This window comes from Mycolicibacterium sp. XJ2546 (genome assembly GCF_053483195.1).
The window spans coordinates 44,924-64,103 of sequence record NZ_JBEFRW010000018.1; the positions used below are offsets into that span (position 1 = coordinate 44,924).

At 64.9% G+C, this 19,180-nt stretch carries 20 protein-coding genes; 14 read left to right on the top strand and 6 right to left on the bottom strand.

The annotated features are described in order from the left end of the window. Position 1: 1 nt before the first annotated feature. The 4 genes from ABQE44_RS22340 to ABQE44_RS22355 are packed head-to-tail and all read right to left on the bottom strand — an operon-like array spanning position 2 to position 4,370. Positions 2-2,203, bottom strand: a complete 2,202-nt coding sequence (locus ABQE44_RS22340; protein WP_448431957.1) for a molybdopterin-containing oxidoreductase family protein — start codon at positions 2,201-2,203, stop codon at positions 2-4. 60 nt (positions 2,204-2,263) lie between these two features. Beyond that, positions 2,264-2,494 carry a hypothetical protein gene (locus tag ABQE44_RS22345; protein ID WP_448431959.1) on the bottom strand — a complete coding sequence of 77 codons (231 nt, stop codon included), beginning with the start codon at positions 2,492-2,494 and terminating at the stop codon, positions 2,264-2,266. Then, entirely contained in the window at positions 2,491-3,564 is a 1,074-nt protein-coding gene (locus ABQE44_RS22350; protein ID WP_448394888.1) for an NAD(P)H-dependent amine dehydrogenase family protein, read from the bottom strand. The genes ABQE44_RS22345 and ABQE44_RS22350 overlap by 4 nt, the downstream gene beginning before the upstream one ends. A 17-nt stretch (positions 3,565-3,581) precedes the next feature. Further along, positions 3,582-4,370: an SDR family NAD(P)-dependent oxidoreductase gene (locus tag ABQE44_RS22355; RefSeq protein WP_448431961.1), complete on the bottom strand. Its 789-nt coding sequence runs from the start codon at positions 4,368-4,370 to the stop codon at positions 3,582-3,584. A gap of 74 nt (positions 4,371-4,444) precedes the next feature. Here ABQE44_RS22355 and ABQE44_RS22360 point away from each other — a divergent pair, with 74 nt between their 5' ends. From ABQE44_RS22360 to ABQE44_RS22425, 14 genes are all read left to right on the top strand, one after another. Further along, positions 4,445-5,044, top strand: a complete 600-nt coding sequence (locus ABQE44_RS22360) for a TetR/AcrR family transcriptional regulator (protein ID WP_448394886.1) — start codon at positions 4,445-4,447, stop codon at positions 5,042-5,044. 79 nt (positions 5,045-5,123) lie between these two features. Then, positions 5,124-5,804: a hypothetical protein gene (locus ABQE44_RS22365; RefSeq protein ID WP_448394885.1), complete on the top strand. Its 681-nt coding sequence runs from the start codon at positions 5,124-5,126 to the stop codon at positions 5,802-5,804. Between the two features lie 57 nt (positions 5,805-5,861). Next, positions 5,862-6,464 (top strand): TetR family transcriptional regulator, encoded by a 603-nt coding sequence (locus tag ABQE44_RS22370; protein ID WP_448394884.1) that lies wholly within the window; start codon positions 5,862-5,864, stop codon positions 6,462-6,464. 157 nt (positions 6,465-6,621) lie between these two features. Beyond that, entirely contained in the window at positions 6,622-8,157 is a 1,536-nt protein-coding gene (locus ABQE44_RS22375) for a nitric oxide reductase activation protein NorD (protein ID WP_448394883.1), read from the top strand. A gap of 34 nt (positions 8,158-8,191) precedes the next feature. Further along, positions 8,192-8,995: a CbbQ/NirQ/NorQ/GpvN family protein gene (locus tag ABQE44_RS22380; RefSeq protein WP_448431963.1), complete on the top strand. Its 804-nt coding sequence runs from the start codon at positions 8,192-8,194 to the stop codon at positions 8,993-8,995. A gap of 14 nt (positions 8,996-9,009) precedes the next feature. Next, positions 9,010-9,138: a hypothetical protein gene (locus ABQE44_RS22385; protein ID WP_268875954.1), complete on the top strand. Its 129-nt coding sequence runs from the start codon at positions 9,010-9,012 to the stop codon at positions 9,136-9,138. Next, the gene (locus ABQE44_RS22390) at positions 9,123-9,818 is read left to right on the top strand and encodes a hypothetical protein (protein ID WP_448432002.1); all 696 of its coding nucleotides are present in this window, start codon (positions 9,123-9,125) and stop codon (positions 9,816-9,818) included. The genes ABQE44_RS22385 and ABQE44_RS22390 overlap by 16 nt, the downstream gene beginning before the upstream one ends. Positions 9,819-9,837: 19 nt before the next feature. Further along, positions 9,838-10,278, top strand: a complete 441-nt coding sequence (locus tag ABQE44_RS22395) for a hypothetical protein (protein WP_448431965.1) — start codon at positions 9,838-9,840, stop codon at positions 10,276-10,278. Then, a complete protein-coding gene (locus tag ABQE44_RS22400) occupies positions 10,275-11,498 on the top strand; it encodes a cytochrome P450 (RefSeq protein ID WP_448431966.1) in 1,224 nt (407 codons plus the stop codon). The genes ABQE44_RS22395 and ABQE44_RS22400 overlap by 4 nt, the downstream gene beginning before the upstream one ends. Continuing rightward, on the top strand, positions 11,495-12,544 hold the full coding sequence (locus ABQE44_RS22405; protein ID WP_448431968.1) for an NAD(P)H-dependent amine dehydrogenase family protein: 1,050 nt from the start codon (positions 11,495-11,497) through the stop codon (positions 12,542-12,544). The genes ABQE44_RS22400 and ABQE44_RS22405 overlap by 4 nt, the downstream gene beginning before the upstream one ends. Continuing rightward, positions 12,537-13,592, top strand: coding sequence for an NAD(P)H-dependent amine dehydrogenase family protein (locus tag ABQE44_RS22410; protein ID WP_448431970.1), 1,056 nt, complete (start codon positions 12,537-12,539; stop codon positions 13,590-13,592). The genes ABQE44_RS22405 and ABQE44_RS22410 overlap by 8 nt, the downstream gene beginning before the upstream one ends. Beyond that, positions 13,589-14,008 carry a VOC family protein gene (locus ABQE44_RS22415; protein WP_448394877.1) on the top strand — a complete coding sequence of 140 codons (420 nt, stop codon included), beginning with the start codon at positions 13,589-13,591 and terminating at the stop codon, positions 14,006-14,008. The genes ABQE44_RS22410 and ABQE44_RS22415 overlap by 4 nt, the downstream gene beginning before the upstream one ends. Continuing rightward, on the top strand, positions 14,005-15,180 hold the full coding sequence (locus ABQE44_RS22420; RefSeq protein WP_448431972.1) for a cytochrome P450: 1,176 nt from the start codon (positions 14,005-14,007) through the stop codon (positions 15,178-15,180). The genes ABQE44_RS22415 and ABQE44_RS22420 overlap by 4 nt, the downstream gene beginning before the upstream one ends. Before the next feature lie 21 nt (positions 15,181-15,201). Beyond that, positions 15,202-16,437, top strand: a complete 1,236-nt coding sequence (locus ABQE44_RS22425; RefSeq protein WP_448431974.1) for a cytochrome P450 — start codon at positions 15,202-15,204, stop codon at positions 16,435-16,437. Here ABQE44_RS22425 and ABQE44_RS22430 read toward each other — a convergent pair. Then, the gene (locus ABQE44_RS22430) at positions 16,381-17,718 is read right to left on the bottom strand and encodes an MFS transporter (protein WP_448431976.1); all 1,338 of its coding nucleotides are present in this window, start codon (positions 17,716-17,718) and stop codon (positions 16,381-16,383) included. The two genes, ABQE44_RS22425 and ABQE44_RS22430, sit on opposite strands and share 57 nt — an antisense overlap. After that, positions 17,705-19,180, bottom strand: a complete 1,476-nt coding sequence (locus ABQE44_RS22435; protein WP_448431978.1) for an adenylate/guanylate cyclase domain-containing protein — start codon at positions 19,178-19,180, stop codon at positions 17,705-17,707. Before ABQE44_RS22435 ends, ABQE44_RS22430 begins: the two co-directional genes overlap by 14 nt.

Genomic DNA, 19,180 nt, shown 5'->3' on the forward strand with positions numbered 1-19,180 from the left:
TCTACAGCGCGGTGACGCTTACCGGGATGTTGCCCTGCCGCGGCAGGCCGGTGATCGGGTCGTATTCGACTTCGGTCGGGACGAGGCGGCCGACGTTCGTGCCTCGCTCGCGGAACTCGTCGTCTTCGCTGGGCAACCCGCCGAACGCGTGGTGCATCGCGATGACGTCGTGGCGCAGGGTGTCATCGGCTTCGAGTACCGCGAAGACGCTGTCGTGGGCTGAGGTGACCCGGACTGAGTCCCCAGACGCCAGGCCGAGAGCCGCGATCGGGTCCGGATGCATGTACGCCGGGTTGTACGGTTTGCCCCGGTGCAGGGTCGCGAGGTTCGTGCCCGACGAGTTCATGAAGTTCTGATGACGCCGTGGGATCAATCGGAACGGGAACGCAGGATCGCTTCGCGCAGTGGCGAAGTCGTCGTCCAACATGCGCGCGAGTTCCGCCAGCATGTAGGCGTTGCCGACATCCAGCTTGGCCGTGCAGTCCGGGTCCCGCGGCTGGACGACCGCGTCGACGTCGAAGATCTTGCCGTGCGGGTGTCGGCGGACCTCGTCGAGCGGAATGCGCGACGTCGCGCACATCTGCTCGAACAGCTCCTCGGTGCTCAGCTCGGTCTCGCCGGTCATCTGCAGCACAACAGGAGGCGACTCCATGAACTTGCCGCCGCCGCCGCCGAAGAAGTTGACGAACCACAACTCGAGATCCATCCGTTTGGCCAGGCCGAGAAAGAACTTCCATTCCTCGGTGAGGTCCGAGCCGGCCGGTGGGTCGACGAGGCGGGGCGTGTACTGCGCATAGGCGGCGGGGATTCCGGTTCCGCTGGTGTAGTACTTGATGAGCTCGCTGCCCATTGTCATGGCTGGCGTCTCCATCTGCATCATCGGTGCGATGACGTAGTCGGCCAGCCGGGAGGTCAAGGACATTTCGGTGTCGAGGGTGACTAGAAGGTCGAGGCTCTCGAGGGCGCGTAGCGTCTTGCGCTGGTCGGGCCATGCCGCCATCGGATTGCCGCCGATGCAGATCAGCGCTTTCACTTGCCCTTCGCCTTCGAGCAGGATCTCGTCGGCCAGCGCCGCCGTCGGCATGCCGCTCACAGTGTCGGTGAGGCCACGTACCCGGAGCCTTTCGCCGTATCCCCAGCCCTCGTACGGCGGATGCGCTTGCGCCTTCGCGGTGAACGCAGGTAACAGCGTGTTGGGTCGAGTAACCCTTTCACCCGCACCCTGCCACCGGCCGCAAATGGTGGTCAGGCAAAGGCACAGATACTCGAGCAGGCTGCCGTGTAGCGCGAAGTTTGCGCCCGTGCCCGCGTTGACCATGCCGGGGCGGGCGCCTTCTGATGCGAAAAGACGTGCCGCCTCGACGAATTGCTCCTGGGGAATGTCCGCACGCTCGGCGACGTAAGCGGGTGTATAGCCGGACACCGCTGTCGCCAACGCCTCGAAACCGTCGACATTCTCGGCGATGAACGGTGCGTCGAACAGATTCTCGTTGATGATCAGGTTGATCATTCCTGCGACGATCGTGACGTCTTCGCCCGGCCGAGGCTGGATGTGGATCGCGGCCCGTGCCGCGGTCTGTGAGCGCCGGGGATCGATCACGATGAGCTTCATGCCGCGGTCGACAGCGGTCTTCAAGCCCTTCGCCGGATTCTGGCCCGGGATACCGATCGCCTTGGAGACCAACGGATTGGTCCCTATCAGCATCCAGCTGTCCGCCTCATGGAAGTCGACGTCTCCGCCAAGCCAGTGACCGTGGGCGGCGAGTGCGATCTGCTTGCCGGGCTGGTCGATCGTGTTCGCGGTGAAGAACATCGGCGACCCGATCGCTCTGATGAAGGCGTTGCCCATCAACGCGGAGGCCGGATAGGGTAGACCGTTTGTTCCCAGATATATCGCCACCGAGCGCGGTCCATGCGTGGCGATCAACTCCTGCAGCTGCGCAGCGATCTCATCCATCGCCTGCTCGGAGGCGATGGGGAAGTACGAGCCGTCAGGTGCGCGCTTCTGGTTGCGCAGGAGGCGCTGCGGGTTGTGGTGGATGTCGGGCAGCGCCCGGCCCTTGATGCAGCTGTAGCCGCCGAACATCGGGTTGTCGGGATCGCCGGTGACCTTTGTCAGGCGGCCGTCGGTCACCGTGGCCAGCACGCCGCAATGCGCGGAGCAGATCCGGCAGATACCTGGCTGCGTCGTCGTCTGCACCATGTGCAGCATGCTAAGCGATCGCACAGCGTCGCGAGTGTGATCGGCGACGCCGCTCGAAATTCAGCGGCGGTCTGCGTCGCCGGGCGGTGGATCTCCGAGTTTGAGCCGCTGCATCGAGGCGACAATCGATGCCACGCCGATGGCCAGAAAGGCCACAGCCATCAGCATGAACATCAGTCCGCCGTTGGTGAAAAAGGCGTAGCCGCGTAGCGCTCCCATCGCGATGGCGAATACGCCGCCCAGTATCAGCCATCGCGCCTGACGGACCGTGGGCGGTACGAGGCTGTTCACCACATCAGCCCGCGGACCATCTCGGCCGGCGGGACGTCCTCCACGGCAATGATTCCCTTGGGGGCGCGGCATACCCAGTCGATCACGTTGAGGACGCGGGCGGCGGTGGAGACGCAGCCGGCCTCGGTGACGTCGAGCGTCGGATGGGACAGTAGGGTGCTCATCTCGATGCGCGGTTCACCTTCCACGATCACCTTGTGCACACCGGAGTGGCCCTTGGGCGGATACTCCCAATCCGGTGCCGCGTCGGGGGTGAGCCGGGTGGTGTGCTCCACGGTGATGATCGGAACTCCGCCGCGTACCCCTTCTGCAGCGAAACGCACCCCGGCCAGCCGGCCGGGCTCGACGGTCATCATCTTGCACTCGATGCGTTTGTCGGTGTACCAGGGCTCGTAGCGGTCGGTGACCTCGTCGAGTTCGACGCCGAGATGGTGCGCGAGGTTGCGCACCAGCCCGCCGAATATCGACGCGACGACGCCGGGCTGAAACGCCATCGGCCGCTCATCGTCCGGGCCGGCACCGAAACCCATTGCAGTGCCTGTGTATTCGTAGTCATCGTAGTTGCCGTAGTCGAAGACCTCCTGCACGGCGACGGACTTTGCGCGGGTGACCAGGCTCAGCGCGGCGAGCGCTGCGGTGTCCCCGGAGTAGCCGGGGTCGATGCCGTTGACGTAGAGCGACGAATTACCTGCCTCACAAGCCTGTTCCAACGGTGTCCGAAGCCAGTCGTCGGCCTGGTTCGGTGTCACCAACCACACCATCGACGTGCCGACGACGTTGATGCCCGCGGCAAGGAACTTCGCCATCTGTTCGATCGCCTCCATCGGACGCGTCTCACCCAGCGCGGTGTACACCACGCAATCGGGCTTCAGCGCGATGAGCGCGTCGATGTCATCGGTTGCGATCACCCCGGTCGGTTCGCTCAGCCCGCACAGCTGGGCCGCGTCCTTGCCGATCTTGGCGGGGCTGGCGGCGTGCACCCCGACGAGCTCCAGATCGGGACGCCCGATCAGCGCAGGCAACGAGTGCTGCCCGACGTTTCCGGTGGAAAACTGGACTACTCTGCGCATCTGGTATCCGTTCTCGGTCAGTAGTCGGGGATGGGCAGTGGCAGGTTATTCGAGTCGATCCCGCCGTCGACGTGGAAGATGGCGTTGGTCGCGTAGCAGTCCTTGGTCGATAGGTAGACGCAGAGCCGACCGAGATCCTCGACGTCGCCGAGTCGATGCAGCGGCGTGAGTGAGAGCATCGTGTCCAGTGCCCCCGGCATCATATCGAGGCCGCTTTGCAGTCCCTCGGTGGCGAATGAGCCGAGTGCGATGGCATTGACGCGGATCTTCGGTGCCAACTCCTGGGCCATCGCCCGAGTGAGTGCTTCGAGCCCACCCTTCGCGACGCAGTACGCGGTAAGTGCGCGGATGCCGAAACGTGCTGAGCCCGAGGAGATATTGACAATGTTGCCGTGTCCGGCCTCGATCATGTGACGGGCGGCGAGTTGACTCATGATGAACGCTGACGTGACACACCAGTCGAAGGTGTGCCGGAAGTCCTCGTCGGTGATGTCGAGAAACGACCCGAACGTCGAACCACCCACATTGTTGATGAGGATGTCGATACGCCCGAACTCTTTCATCGCCGTGTTCACCACACGTTCACCGTCCGCACGGCTCGTCGCGTCGGCGACGAGCGCCAACCCCTTGCCGCCGTTCTCCTCGATGCCGGCGATCGTCGCGTCGATGTCGGACTCGGTGCGCGCGGTGCCGACCACCGTCGCCCCCGCTTCGGCAAGCACCCTGGCGATCCCTTGTCCGACACCCTTACCCGAGCCCGTGACGATCGCCACCTGGCCGTCGAGGTTGAACTGTTCCAACGCCATGCGAACTCCTCCGTGAAATTGACTGCAGTCAATCACAGATGTCGAGCCAAGAAAAGTGTTGCTATCGTCAAGGTATGGCAGTGGTGGAAAGGCCATCGGCACGTGAGGCCAAGCGGCTACAGACCCGAGAGCGACTGATGGGTGCGGCCATTGCCGAGTTCAAGCGGGCAGGTATGGCCGAGGCCGACGTGGGCGCGATCGTGACCGCCGCCGGAGTTGCCCACGGCACCTTCTTTTTCCATTTCCCGACCAAGCAGCATGTGTTGCTCGAGTTGGAGCGGCGCGAGGAAGAGCGCATCGCCAAACAGCTCGGCCGGTTCGCGGAATCCAGGCGCACGCTGCCAGCGATCCTCAAAGAGGCCGTTCGACTGGTGCTGGGGCTGGAACGTCGCCTTGGCGCGGTACTGTTCAAAGATTTTCTCGCCCTGCATTTCTCGCAGAGTCGGCCTACCGACGAAAGCCAGGAGCACCCGGTCATCGTCAGGGTGGCCCAGGAGATCGAACGCGCCCAACAGGCCGGTCGGGTGGCCCCCGACGTCAATCCAATGAACAGCGCGGTGTTCTTCCTGCTCGGCCTGTACGCCTTGCTGACCACCACGTCCGAGTGGCCCACCCGGAGTGCGATGCTCGACGATTACATCGCCAGAACACTGCGCGGCATCGAGGTCCGCTGACTGATTGACTTGAGTCAACGTCGCTGACAAGCTCATGGCACCACGCCCGCTTCAGGAGGTGCCTGTGAACCCGCCCGCGATGACCGCAACCGTAAGCGGACTCGACGAACATGCGGAGGCCTCGCGGCAGGCCCAGCGCCAGGCCGACAAGTGGCTGATCTCGGGCAGTGTGCTCATCGGCACCGCGGCGCTCGGGATCTTCGGACTGCCTCTCTTTCTGCGGGGGGTGTGGCTGCTGCGCAGGGCGGCACGGAGCGGGCTGTCCGTGCGGCCGATGTTGGTGACGCTGCTGGGTTACTGCGTCATCGTCGACGCCGCGATCAACGTGTTCGGTTGGGCGCTGGACCTGGTGGCCCACCACACGATCCTGGCCCGAGTGTTGTTGAACGGCTGGGGTGCGATGTTCGACGCCGGATACTTCTGGCACTACAACGAACTGTGGCTCGGCGGTGCTGCCGGACCGGGGGAGAAGGCGCTCGAAGTCGGTCTGATCCTCACGGTGTTCTGCATGCGCATCGCCGCCGGCATCGGCTTTTTGCAGATGAAGCGCTGGGGTCATCAGTGGATGATCATCACCTGCTGGATGGGCGTGGTGATCTGGTGCGTGTACGTGTTCAACATGACGATGTACGCCGACGTCCGCTACGCCGGAGTGATACTGCCCGTCATCGGCTGGTGGATCTACGACATCTTCTACATCACCCCGTTCCTCGCGATTCCATATTTGCACTCGGTGAACAGAGAAATCTTCTCCGATTGACCTCGACTGACTGAACTCATTGACTTCAGTCAGCCCCTGCGTTACAAAGAGCGAATCATGACCGCACAGGTGAAGGCGTCGGCGCGCAAAGCGCAACGGCTGCAGACGCGCGAACGCATCCTCGGCGCGGCGATCACCGAGTTCACGAAGTCCGGCATGGCCGGCGCCGACGTCAACGCGATCGCGGCGGCGGCCGGTGTCGCGCACGGCACGTTCTTCTTCCACTTCCCCAGCAAGGAGCATGTGCTCCTGGAGCTGGAGAGCCGCCAAGAGGCACGCATCGCGACGGAGTTCGCGGAGTTCATCGAGCACCGCCACGATCTGGTCACCACATTGACCGCGGTGGTCGATCTGGTCACCGATCTGGAACACCGGTTCGGCCCGGTGCTTTTCAAGGAACTGCTGGCACTGCACTTTTCACCGACACGGCCGCACAAGGACGAATGGACCGACCACCCGGTGATCGTCCTGCTGGTCCGCGAACTGGAACGTGCCCGCGGCGACGGCGAAGTCCATCCCGAGGTCGACGCCTTCTACAGCGCGACGTTCTTCCTGCTCGGCATCTACGGCGTGCTGACAACCACGGCCAACCCGAACACCCGCGACATCATGCTGGCCAAATTGGTCTCGACCGCCGTTCGCGGCTTGGCAGTGCGATGACCGGTTCGCACTGGCAACGACACAACAACCGAGGAGATCGACGTGTGGGCTTGGATATGGGAGATATTGCGCTACGTAGGGGCGTGGGGTGGCGCCGCGCTGGTCATCTGGTTCTGGTACTGGATGTTCTCCAGCCTCGGCACGTTTTAGGCCAGCCATGACTGATCTGTCCGACGCTCACGCGCTGGCGGTCGAACGCAGTTGCGCCGTCACCGCTGTCGCGCTCAGCGGCCAGCGCCGCGAGGGCGTACGCCTGGTGACCGGTGAACATCGCCAGTTCAGCCTGAACGCGGGATTGGATTACGTGCTGGTGCCGTATCCGTCCCTGGCGCCGGACTGGACCCGCAGAACCCTGACGTGCGGTGTCGCGCTGCAGTGTGCACCGTCGAAGGAGCGGCTCGCCCACTTCCGGCTCAACGAACTCACCGCGCGTGAGCTTCGCGCGCTCACGCTGGTCGAGGCCGGCGTCGCACTGGGTTGGGTCGCGGTCAACTGGCCCGGGCTGGTGGTCGAGGCGCAGCGATTGCTGCCCGATCTCGAGGCGTTGCCCGACGACATGGCTGCCGACGCGATGCTCGAACGCGCGATCTCGTTGACGCGCAACGGCCAGCCGGTCGGCGACGTCCCCGCCGTCGTGGGCAGGCTGCCGCTGGCCTACACGGTGCCGCAGGGCCTGTCGGACAAGCTGCGGCGCAGCTTCGGCCGGATGCCGTGGACCACGACGCAAAAGCGGCTGCCGCGACCGTACTCCGTTCCGGTCGGCGGCGACGGGGGAGTCCGCAACCCCAACCTGCCGCCGCCCAGCCGCCCGCAGGACAACGATCTGGATCTCACGCCGGATCACCGGCCAGGCATTCCCTATCCGGAATGGAACGCCTGGACAAAGAGTTTCATGGCCGACCACGTCGCTGTCCTCGAACGTGCGCACGCCAGCCGCAACCGGCAGCCCGGAACGGTGTCGGCCGATCTGCGCAAGTGGTTCAGCGAACACACCCACCGTTCGATGAAGAACCGCCTCGAAGACGGTTCCGACCTGGACGTCGAGCAGTATGTCAACCATTACATCGACCTCACAACCGGCGAGGCCATCGAACCCCGCATCTTCAGAGAACTGCTGCCCAGCAGCCGCGACGTCACCACCGCGCTGCTGTTGGACGGCAGTTCGTCGCTGGGGGTACACGGCGGCCGGGTCTTCAAACTCGAATTAGCTTGTGCCGACGCACTGTCACGCGCCATGACACTGGCCCGCGAACGCCACGGCATCTTCGTGTTCACCGGCAACACCCGGCACCGGGTCGAGGTCAACTGCCTCAAGGACTTCGAGGACCGGCGCTTCGTTCCGCCCGGCCGGCTCGGCCTGTCGGCCGGTGGCTATACCCGGCTCGGGGCACCGTTGCGGCACCTGACAAGCCGCCTGCTAGCGCAGCCGTCGGAACGTCGGCTGCTGATCGTGATCGGTGACGGCCTGATCTCCGACGAAGGATACGAAGGCCGCTACGCGTGGGCCGACGCAGCACATGCGGTCGAGGAGGCCAACGACGCGGGCGTCTCGATGTACTACGTCGGCGTCGGACCGACCCGCGTCGACCCGCTTCCCGAGGTCTTCGGAGCTCGCCGGTCCCAACGCATCCGACGCGTTGAGGACCTGCCACGGGTGCTCGCCCACGTCCACCGCGAACTCGTCGCCGCCTGACCGCATCATCAACCCGAGGGAGCTCGAACCACCGATGACCACCGACACCTACTACTCGAACAGCAACGAGGTCCAGTTGTTCGAGCAGGCCTACCACCAGCGCCTGCCCGTCATGCTCACCGGGCCGACGGGCTGTGGAAAAACGCGGTTGGTCGAGCACATGGGTGTGCTGCTGCGCCGGCTGGTCGTCACGATCAGCTGTCACGACGACCTGACCAGTTCGGACCTCGTCGGCCGGTTCATGGTCACCGGAGGCGACGTGGTGTGGACCGACGGGCCGCTCACCCGGGCGGTCAAGGCCGGTGCAATCTGCTATCTCGACGAGGTGGTGGAGGCACGCCACGACTCACTGGCCGTGCTGCATTCGTTGACCGACCACCGACGCACGCTCTATCTCGACCGCGCCGACGAAGTGGTCCAAGCGCCGGAGACCTTCATGCTCGTGTGCTCGTACAACCCCGCCTACCGAAGCTCGCTGAAGGAGCTCAAGCCGTCGTTTCGGCAGCGGTTCGTCACCCTGCCGATGAGATACCTTCCGCCCGACCGTGAGGCCGAGGTCATCGTCGCCGAAACCGGCATCCCGCTGCAGACGGCGACGCGGCTCGTCGCGTGCGCCACCGCGATCCGCACCGCCGACGAGGCGTTTCACTTCGAGCCCCCGTCCACCCGCGTCCTGGTCACCGCCGCCTACCTGATCGCCGCGGGTGCAACGGAATTAGATGCCGCCGAAGCCTGCATTCTCGCGCCGTTGTCCAGTGACGGTGCGGTGACCGACGGCCTACGTGAAGTGGCCGTGGCCAGCCTGGCCGCCGCCGGCAACTCGAGCAAGCCGCACTGAGAAAGGGAGTTGTGATGGACCCCAAGGAGAAGCAGCGCAAGAAGGCGCTCATCATCCTGCAGATCGTCATCTACGGCTATCTGCTGGCGATGTTCCTCATCCAGCTTTACATGTCGTTCGAGCGTGGCTGGTGGTCGCTGTGAGTGCGACGGCCACAGTCAGTCTCGAAGATCATCACGAAGAATCGCGCGTCGCTCAACGTCGAGCCGACAAGTGGATGATCGTGGGCGCCGCACTGATGGGTATGTGGGCGCCCGGCCTCATCGGGTTCCCCATCTTCATGCGCGGGGTCTGGCTACAACGGCAGGCTGCGCGCGCCGGACTGTCGGTGCGACCGATGATCGTCACCCTCATCGGATACCTGGTGTTGATCGACGGCATGCTCAACAGCCTCGGTTGGGCGCTGGACCTGGTCGCCAACCACACGCTGATCAACCGGGTGTTGATGATCGGGTGGGGCCACATGTTCGACGCCGCGTACTTCTGGCACTACAACGAACCATGGGTGGGCGGTTCCGCGGTGCCCGGCGAAAAGGCCTACGTCGCCGGCCTGATCCTCACCGTCTTCGCGATGCGCTGCGCCGCAGCGATCGGCTTTTTGCAGATGAAGCGCTGGGGCCACCAGTGGATGATCATCACCTGCTGGATGGGCGTGGTGATCTGGTGCGCGTACGTGTTCAACATGACGATGTACGCCGACGTCCGCTACGCAGGTGTCCTGTTCCCCGTCATCGGCTGGTGGATCTACGACATCTTCTACATCACGCCGTTCCTGGCCATCCCGTACCTACACACGGTCAACCGCGAAATCTTCTCCGACTGAACAGGTTAAGGAGCACCTCATGACGTCACCATCGGATTCGTCGACCACCGACGAAAAGGACCCCGCCGAAGACCTGCCCCCCGGCACAACGCCCTACTACGCGCGGATGCACAAATACATCAAGCGCGCGGTGCTCGTCTGCCTGATCGCCCTCGTCATCGAGGGCGCGTTCACGTTGCCGTTCATGGCGGTGTGGTACGGGTATCCGACGCTGAGCCTGACCGAGATCTGCAGCGGTCTGCTCAAGGTCCGCTACTCCGACGACACCCTCGAGTGCAAGGTTCCGTATCCGCCGCTGGGTCCCCCGGAGGGCGCCGAGGGCAAGGACACCGCACGGGACGAGTGGGGGATCCAACCGGTGCCGAAGTACGACCGGATCGGGTTCCGCGAGCTCGTGCGGATCCACGAAGAGAGCGAAGCGCGCAAGGCCGCTCAGCAGCAAGAAGATTCGGCTCAGTGAGTTCAAAGCCCCCCGGGCAGCATGCCCGTAACTGGGATCTGCGCCACGAGGATTTCAACGACAACGACTTCCTCTACGACGTGTACTCGGTGATGCGGCGGACTGCACCGTTCGCCCACACCGACACGCCGTTTCTCAGCGCGACCCCCGGCGGAGCCTGGGTGGCGGTGCGCTACGAGGAGTGCTACCGGATCCTGCAGGACTGGCAGCACTTCTCCAGCAACCCGACACCGGAGGCAAGCGAGCAACTGGCGGGCGATCTGGTGATCACCCTGGATCCCCCGCGGCAGCAGAAGTTCCGCAAGGTGCTCAACCCGTACTTCTCACCCGCGCGGATGAAGGCGCTGCGTCCGCAGATCCGCGAGGAGACCGACCGGCTGATCGACAGCTTCATCGAAGCAGGAAGCGGTGACCTTGCCGATGTGGCGTGGCGCCAGCCGGGAATCGTCTTCTTCAAGTATGTCCTCGGCATGCCGATCGAGGACGTCCCGTTGTGCGTCGAGCTCACCGACTCCGCGCTCAACGGTGAGACCGAGGAAACCCGGATGGCGGCCTGGGGCGGGCTGTATCAACATCTGCACGACGGGGTGAGCGAGCGCTCCACCCAACCGCCGCGCGACGACATGATCGACGTGCTGCTGACGGCCGAGATCGACGGGGAGCGGCTTCCGTTCGGCGACGTGGTGGCCAACGCGATGCTGCTGGTGCAGGCCGGGCTCGAAACCACCGCCAGCGCCATGTCATTCGCCTTCCACTATCTGGCGACCAACCCCGGCGAGCGCGACCGGCTCATCGCCCAGACCGAAATCATGGGCCGCGCAGTCGAGGAGATCATCCGCTTCGGGGGCTCGATCCACGGAATCCCGCGCACGGTCGCCAACGAGGTTGAACTGAACGGGCAGAAGTTCTGCCCCGGAGAATCGGTCATCGTCAACTACGCGTCGGCCAACCGCGACGAACAGGTGTTCCCCGATGCCGATCGGTGCATCCTCGACCGCCGCGAAAACCGGCACCTCGGGTTCGGCGCCGGCGTGCACCGCTGCCTGGGATCCAACCTCGCCCGCCTCGAACTGCAGGTCGGCCTCGAGCAGGTATTGGCGCGGATGGCGGACTTCCACCTCGACCCCGGCCGTCAACCGCACTTTCACGGAAACTCGGTCACCCGGGGATTCCGTTCGGTGCCCGTGGTCTTCGAGCCAGCACAACGGTTAGTGGCATGACCTACCGCATCGTCCAGTGGACGACGGGCAACGTCGGCAAGCGATCCGTGCGTGCCGTCGTGGCCAACCCGCAGCTAGAGCTCGTCGGCTGCTACGCATGGTCGAAGGACAAGGTCGGCCGAGACGTCGGCGAGCTGTGCGGTATCGAACCCGCGGGTGTGGCAGCCACCGACGACGTCGACGCCCTGCTGGCGCTCGAGCCGGACTGCGTGGTCTACAACCCGATGTTCGCCGACATCGACGAGATGGTCCGAATTCTGAGCGCGGGCATCAACATCGTGTCCACCTCGGAGTTCATTACCGGCCACTTCCTGGGAGCGGGCCGCGACCGCATTTCAGAAGCATGCCGACAGGGCGGATCGACCGTTTTCGGCAGCGGCATCAACCCCGGCTTCATCCAGCTCTTCGCGATCGTCTCGGCAGGCCTGTCGGAGCGCGTGGAAAAGGTCAGCGTCACAGAGGCCGTCGACACCACCATCTACGACTCGCCGGCCACCGAAAGGCCGATGGGCTTCGGCTATCCCATCGACCAGCCGGAGCTGCCCGCGATCACCGAGAAAGGTTCAGCAATCTTCGGTGACGGTGTCCGCCTGGTCGCCGACGCACTTGGTGTCGAACTCGACGAGGTGCGTTGCGACGTCGCGTACGCCCAGACCACCGATGACCTGCACCTGCCTGGTGACTGGACGATCGCGAAAGGTTGTGTCGCCGGCGTCGACGTCGCCTGGTTGGGAATCATCGCTGGCAAAGAGGTCATCGAGATCCGCGGACGCTGGCGCAAGGGCCAGACACTGGACCCGGATTGGGAACTCGACATGGGCTACACGGTCGAGGTCCGCGGCACACCGACGATCAAGACCACGCTGAGCTTCCTGCCACCTGTCGACTTCGTCGGCGAAACGTTGGATGACTACATCATGCTGGGACTGTCGATCGTCGCGATGCCTGCGGTCACGGCGATACCTGCCGTTGTGGCGGCACCTGCAGGCATCGCCACGTATAACGATCTACCACTGCTACTTCCGCGGGGAGTCCTCCATGTCTGAGAAAACGTATCGGGTGATCCAGTGGATGACGGGAGATGTCGGGCAGGTCGGCGTGCGGCACTTCGCGCAGTGCCCGGTCTTCGACCTGGTCGGGGTTCTGGTGCACAACAAGGACAAGGTCGGCAAGGACGCCGGAGAGATCGCAGGCATCCCACCGATCGGGGTGACCGCAACCGACGACGTCGAATCGCTGATCGCCATGGACGCCGACTGCGTGTTCTACACACCGGTGATCATGGACGTCGACACCGTGTGCCGGCTCCTGCGCTCGGGCAAGAACGTCGTGACCACAAGCGGCTTGTTCTATCCCACAGACGATTTCCGCGAGCCGGGGGACAAGCTCCGCGCTGCGTGCCAGGACGGCGGGACGTCGTTCTCCGCGGGCGGTATCCACCCCGGCTATGCGGGTGACATCCTGCCGCTCACCCTGGCCCGTGTCGTCAGCCGGATCGACAAGATCCAGGTCTACGAGGTCGTCAACGTCCTCACCGATGCGCCCCTGGACCACATTGACTGGATGGGGTTCGGCAAAGACCGCGACAAGTTCCTCTCCGAACCAACGATTCTGGGTCTCGGCGTGTCATTTTTTGCCCAATCCATGCACATGGTCGCCGACGGCCTCGGGGTGGACATCGACGAGGTGAAAGCCGATCTGCGCGCGGCCGTTTCGACCGATGACATACCTCATGAACTGGGTGTCATCCCGCGGGGCACTGTCGCCGCCCAGCATCACGAGTGGACCGCATGGGCCGATGGCAAGCCGCTGATCGTGTACCACGCCATCTATCTGACCGCGGGGCGCGATCAGCTGGATCCGCCGTGGGACTGGGGTAAAACCCGCTACCGCATCGTGATCGAAGGCGACCCGCCGACCGAACTGACCCTACAGGGTGTCGACCGGCCGGACGGCACCATGGTCCACCCGGGCTACGACTGGACCGCGATGGGCGCCATCAACACGATCCCCGACGTCTGCGACGCCGCGCCGGGCTGGCTCACCCACCACGACCTCGGACTGGTTCGACCGCGCGGTCTGGTACGCAAATGAGCGACGACGGTTCCCGGCTGCACCACGTGGTCTTCGCCGTGGCCGCCGAACGGCAGGCCGACGTCATCCGGATGTTCACCGAACTCGGCTTCACCTTCAACCCCGCCGAGTTGACCGAGTTGGGCGTGACCGTGCAACTGGACTGGGACGGCGGACTCGAACTGATCAGCCCGATACCGGGGTCCACGGCGTCGGTCGCGTTGTCGGTTAACGACTTTCTCACCACCCACGGCGACGGCGTGTACACGGTGGTGCTGCGGGTGCCCGACGCCGCAGCAGCCGAGGCAGTGACCGACCGGTACGGTTCGGTCACCCGGTTTCGCCAAGGCTTCTCCGGAAAAGGTTCCTATCTCGACGAAATCGATCTCTCGGTGCTCAACCTGCCAATTACCCTGCTAGCAACGAATGTGACATGACTGAAATCTCTGCCAACCTGCCGCCACCCGTCTGCTACGAAGACCTGCCGATGTCGCATGACCGCGGCGCGGGCTGGGCCAAACTTCGCGACCTCGGACCGGTGCTGTACGGCGACGACTCGTACTACTTCACCCGCCGCGAGGATGTTCTTGCCGCGCTACGCGATCACGAGACGTTCTCGTCACAAACCAGCTATGACGATATGATCAGCCCGGTACCGATGGTGCCGCTGGGGTTCGACCCGCCCGAACACACGCGCTACCGCCGCATCCTGCATCCGTTCTTCAGCCCACAGAAACTGAGCACCGTCCTCCCATCGTTGCAGGCGCAGGCCATCGACATCATCGACGGCATCGCGCACCGAGCCGAGGGCGAGGTCATGGCCGACCTCGCTACGCCCTACCCCTCACAGGTGTTCCTCACCCTGTTTGGGCTGCCCCTCGCAGACCGGAAGCGGCTGATCGCCTGGAAGGACGCGATCATCGCCGTCAGCCTGGCCAAAGACCCGACCAGCGTCGACCTGACCCCGGCGGCGGAGTTGTTCGCCTACCTCGCCGAGGCCGTGCACCGGCAACGGCGCGAACCGCAGGACGGCATGCTGTCGCAGTTGCTGCACAGCGATGACCCGTTGACCGATGAGGAGGCGACCGGGCTTTCGCTGGTTTTCGTACTCGCCGGGCTCGACACGGTCACCTCGGCTATCGGCTTCACCATCCTCGAGCTGGCCCGACGGCCCGAGCTGCGCGCGCAGCTCCGCGAAACACCAAGCCATATCGACGGTTTCGTCGAGGAGATGATCCGGTTGGAGCCGCCGGCACCGACAATGGGCCGACGTACCACCCGACCGGTGACCGTCGCCGGCGTGGCGCTGCCCGCCGGAGCGGAAGTCCGGTTGTGTCTGGGCGCGATCAACCGCGACGGCAGCGATGCCACCTCCGGCGACGACCTCGTGATGGACGGCAAGGTGCACAAGCACTGGGGGTTCGGCGGGGGACCGCACCGCTGCCTCGGTTCGTACCTGGCCCGCATGGAGCTGAAAGTCGTCGTCACCGAATGGCTGCACCGGATACCGGATTTCGAACTCGCACCCGGTTACATCCCCGAGATCACGTGGCCGTCGGCCACCTGCACACTGCCGCAACTGCCGTTGCGGATCGGTGCAAACGCGTAGCGCCAGCAGGAGGAGAAAGCCATGACGGTCGGGGCCGCGAAACCCAGTGTCTTCGAGGCCGGGCTCCCGACGCTGGACTATGACCTCACCGCCACGCCGCAACAGATCTATCCGCAGTTCCGGGCCGCCCAGCAGGTCGCGCCCATCGCATTGGGACCCATTGGCCCCGAAGTGATTTCGTATGAGATGGCCAGGACGGTGTTGCGCGACCCGCGGTTCGGGATACCGCAGGGCATCCACCTGTCGGCCCACGGGATCACGTCGGGGCCGCTGTGGGACAGGGTGACCCGCAGTATCTTGAATATGGACGGCGCCGAGCACCGGCGACTGCGCGGCCTGGTGTCGAAGGCCTTCACCCCTCGCGGCACCGCGCGCATGGACCCCACCATTCACGCCGTGGTCAACGAGCTCATCGACCGGGTCGCCAACCAAGGGGGGTGCGAGTTCGTCGCCGACATCGCCAAGCCGTACCCGATACCGGTGATCTGCGCGTTACTCGGTGCGCCACCCGAAGATTGGCAGCAGTTCTCGCGATGGGCCGAGGACATCTTCAAGATCGTCAGCTTCGATTGCGACCTCGCCGCAGAACAGCCGGTGATCTTGGCGGCGTGGGGTGAATTCGACGACTACATCGACGAGATGATCGAGCGGCGGCGGAACCGACTCACCGACGACCTGTTGTCCGAACTCATCCGCGCCGAGCACGACGGCGACCGACTCAACCAAAGCGAACTGCGCATGCTGGCGTTCAGCATCCTGGTCGCCGGTACCGACACCACCCGAAGTCAACTGGCCGCGTCGATGCAGGTGCTCTGCGACCACCCCGACCAGTGGGCGTTGCTCCAGGACCGCCCCGAACTGGCGATGCCGGCCGTCGAGGAGACGATGCGCCACTCTCCGTCGATGTGCAGCACCGTGCGCAGTGCCATCGACGACGTCACGGTCGGCGAATACATCTTTCCCGCAGGCACGTTCATCATCGTGAACACGTATGCGGCCAACCGTGACCCGACGATCTACGATGATCCGTCCCGCTTCGACATCACCCGAAGGGACCCGCCCGCCATTCTGACGTTCGGCGGCGGAGCGCACTACTGCCTAGGCGCCAACCTGGCCCGCCGCGAACTCGCCGAAGCGCTGACCATCCTGGCGCGCCGGATACCGAACGTGCGGCGCGTCGGGCAGGCGCCGTGGAAGCCGCTACTCGGTATGAGCGGACCGACCGCCCTGCAGGTCGAGTTCGATGTCGTGGCGTGACGTGCGCGACCACCCGCCGGGCAGAAAGCACGCCGACACCGCGGAGATCACCGACACCACCACCAGGTAGGCGACGATCGCGTTGCTGGTCTGCGTCGCGGCGTAGAGGGCGGTGGCGATCGTCGGCGCGAACGCCGAACCCACCACCTGCGACAGCGTGTAGCCGATCGACACCCCGCTGTAGCGCACGTCGGCGTCGAACGAGAGGCTGAACAACGACCCGGTGACACCGGCGGCCGGTGCCATCGCGAAGCCGAACACCAACAACAACGCGGCCAGAAACAATGCCGGTCTACCGGTGTTGATCAACGCGAAGGCGGGCCAGATCGAGAGCCCCATCGCCACCACCCCGGCGACGAAGACCGGTTTGCGGCCCACCCGGTCCGATAGCGCACCGAACATCGGATAGGTCACCACGGCCACGACAGCAGCGACCGAAACCCCGAAAAGTGCTGCGGTGCGGTCGATCCCGGCCACCCTCGTTGCATACGACACCAGATACGCCACGCAGATGTAGGCGAACACCCCCTGGGACAGGTAGGCGCCGGCGACCAACAGAATCTGCTTGGAATGCTTGCGGAACGCCTGGGCGATCGGCATCCGCACTACCTGTGAACGCTGCCGCAGGACATCGAAATCGGGGCTTTCGGTGATCGAAAGCCGGATCACCAGGCCGATCGCGATCAGCACGGCGCTGGCCAGAAACGGGATGCGCCAACCCCATGCGAGAAACTCCGGATCGGGTAGACCCGACACCGCGAAGAACGCCAGCGTCGCGGTCGCGGTGCCCGCCGGTGCGCCCATCTGCGGGAAGGCGCCGTAGAGACCCTTGCGGTCCGCGCTCGCGTGCTCGACGGCCATCAGCGTGGCGCCGCCCCACTCCCCGCCCATGGCGAAGCCCTGCACCAGGCGCAACAGCGTCAACAGGATCGGCGCGGCCATGCCGATCTGGGCGTAGGTCGGCAGCAAGCCCATCAACACCGTCGTAGTGCCCATCAGCAGCAGCGAGTACACCAGCATCTTCTTGCGGCCCACCCGGTCACCGAAATGGCCGAACACCACGCCGCCGAGGGGACGGGCGACGAAGCCGACACCGAACGTCGCGAACGACAACAGCAGTCCCATCGCGGGAGACGCCTCCGGAAAGAACAGCTTCGGAAACACCAACGCGGCGGCGGTGCCGTAGATGAGGAAGTCGTAGAACTCCACGGTGGTGCCGATGAAGCTGGCGAACGCCACCCGCGTCGGAGAGGTCGTCGCAAGGGTATCAGTCGCAGACATCGTTCCCTTTCGGCGCCCATAGCTGTGTCGGAGACGTGCGGCCCCGCAGCAGCACTTCTGAATGATCTGTCGCCCAATGGCTTTGCTCGGCCGCACCTGCGCATTCGAGCACCGCGGCCGAACACAACACCCGGCTCTGGTTCTCCTTGGCTAGGTCGGCCAGCCGGGCCGCTTCGTTGACCGCGTCACCGACCACCGTGTACTCGTAGCGGTTCTGTCCGCCGATATTGCCGGCGAACACCGGACCCGCCGAGACGCCGATACCGAAGTCCACTGGAAGACTGCGCAGTTGGCGCCGCAGGGAACGCGCGGTGGTCAGACCGGCCGCGGCCGGATCGTCGATGCGCAGCGGCGCGCCGAACACCGCAAGCGCCGCATCACCTTGAAACTTGTTGATCAGACCGTGGTGGGCGTCGACCTCGTCGACGACAATCCGGAAGAAGTCGTTGAGCACTTCGGCCACCTCGTGCGGTTCCCGCGTCGCCGCCAATTGTGTCGACTCCACCAGGTCGACGAAAAGGACCGTGACCTCGCGCTCGTCACCCGAGAACGACTCGTCTGCGTCGATGGCACGGCGCGCGACTTCCTCGCCGACGTGACGGCCGAACAGATCCCGCAGCCGGTCACGCTCGCGAAGTCCGGCGACCATGCTGTTGAAACCCCGTTGCAGGCGCCCGATCTCCGACCACTCGTACACGTCGACCGCGTGGTCGATCCTGCCCCGCTCGACCTCGGCCATCGCGTCGACGACCTCGCCCACCGGATCCGAGATCGACATCGACACCAGGATCATCGCCCGCAGACCGAGTACCACCGCGACGAGCGCCAGCACCAACAGGGCCAGGTCGATCGAGGTGCTCTGCGTGGTGAGCCAGCCGCGAGACCGCATGATCAGCAGCAACGCGATCGTCAAGCCCGGCAACGCCGTAAAGACCGTCCACACGAGCACCAGCCGGGCCCGCACGCCGGGGGCTATCAGCCCACGCAGCGCCGGATCCGGGGACACGCTGGCCAGTACCGGACGCAGAGTCCGCAGCGTGAAGAGGAAGCCGGTGGGCACGGTGGCTATAGCGCCGAACACGATGGCCGATGCGATGACCACCTCCACCTCGGGTCCCGCGTCGAGGTTGAGCGGGACCAGCACTGCGGCGGTGAGCACCCACGGCGCAACGGCGATCATGGACTGGCGTTGCAGCGTCTTGAGGGCCGTTTGCCGTTCGGCTTCAGTCGGCGCCCGGCCGGAACCGACCCAGCGCAGGGTGGGCGCGACGATGAGCACGGCGCCCACGGCGGTGGTGGCCGTTCCGATGCAGATGAGCACCGCCGCGGTGAGGATGTTCTCGGTGGTGGCGGTACGTCCCGCGGTGAGCGCCAAGACGATCGCGATGACCTCGGCGACCGTCAGGAGATAGGCGAACGTAAGGCCTGCCGCGTAGCGGGCGAGCAGGCGGCGTGGCCTCAC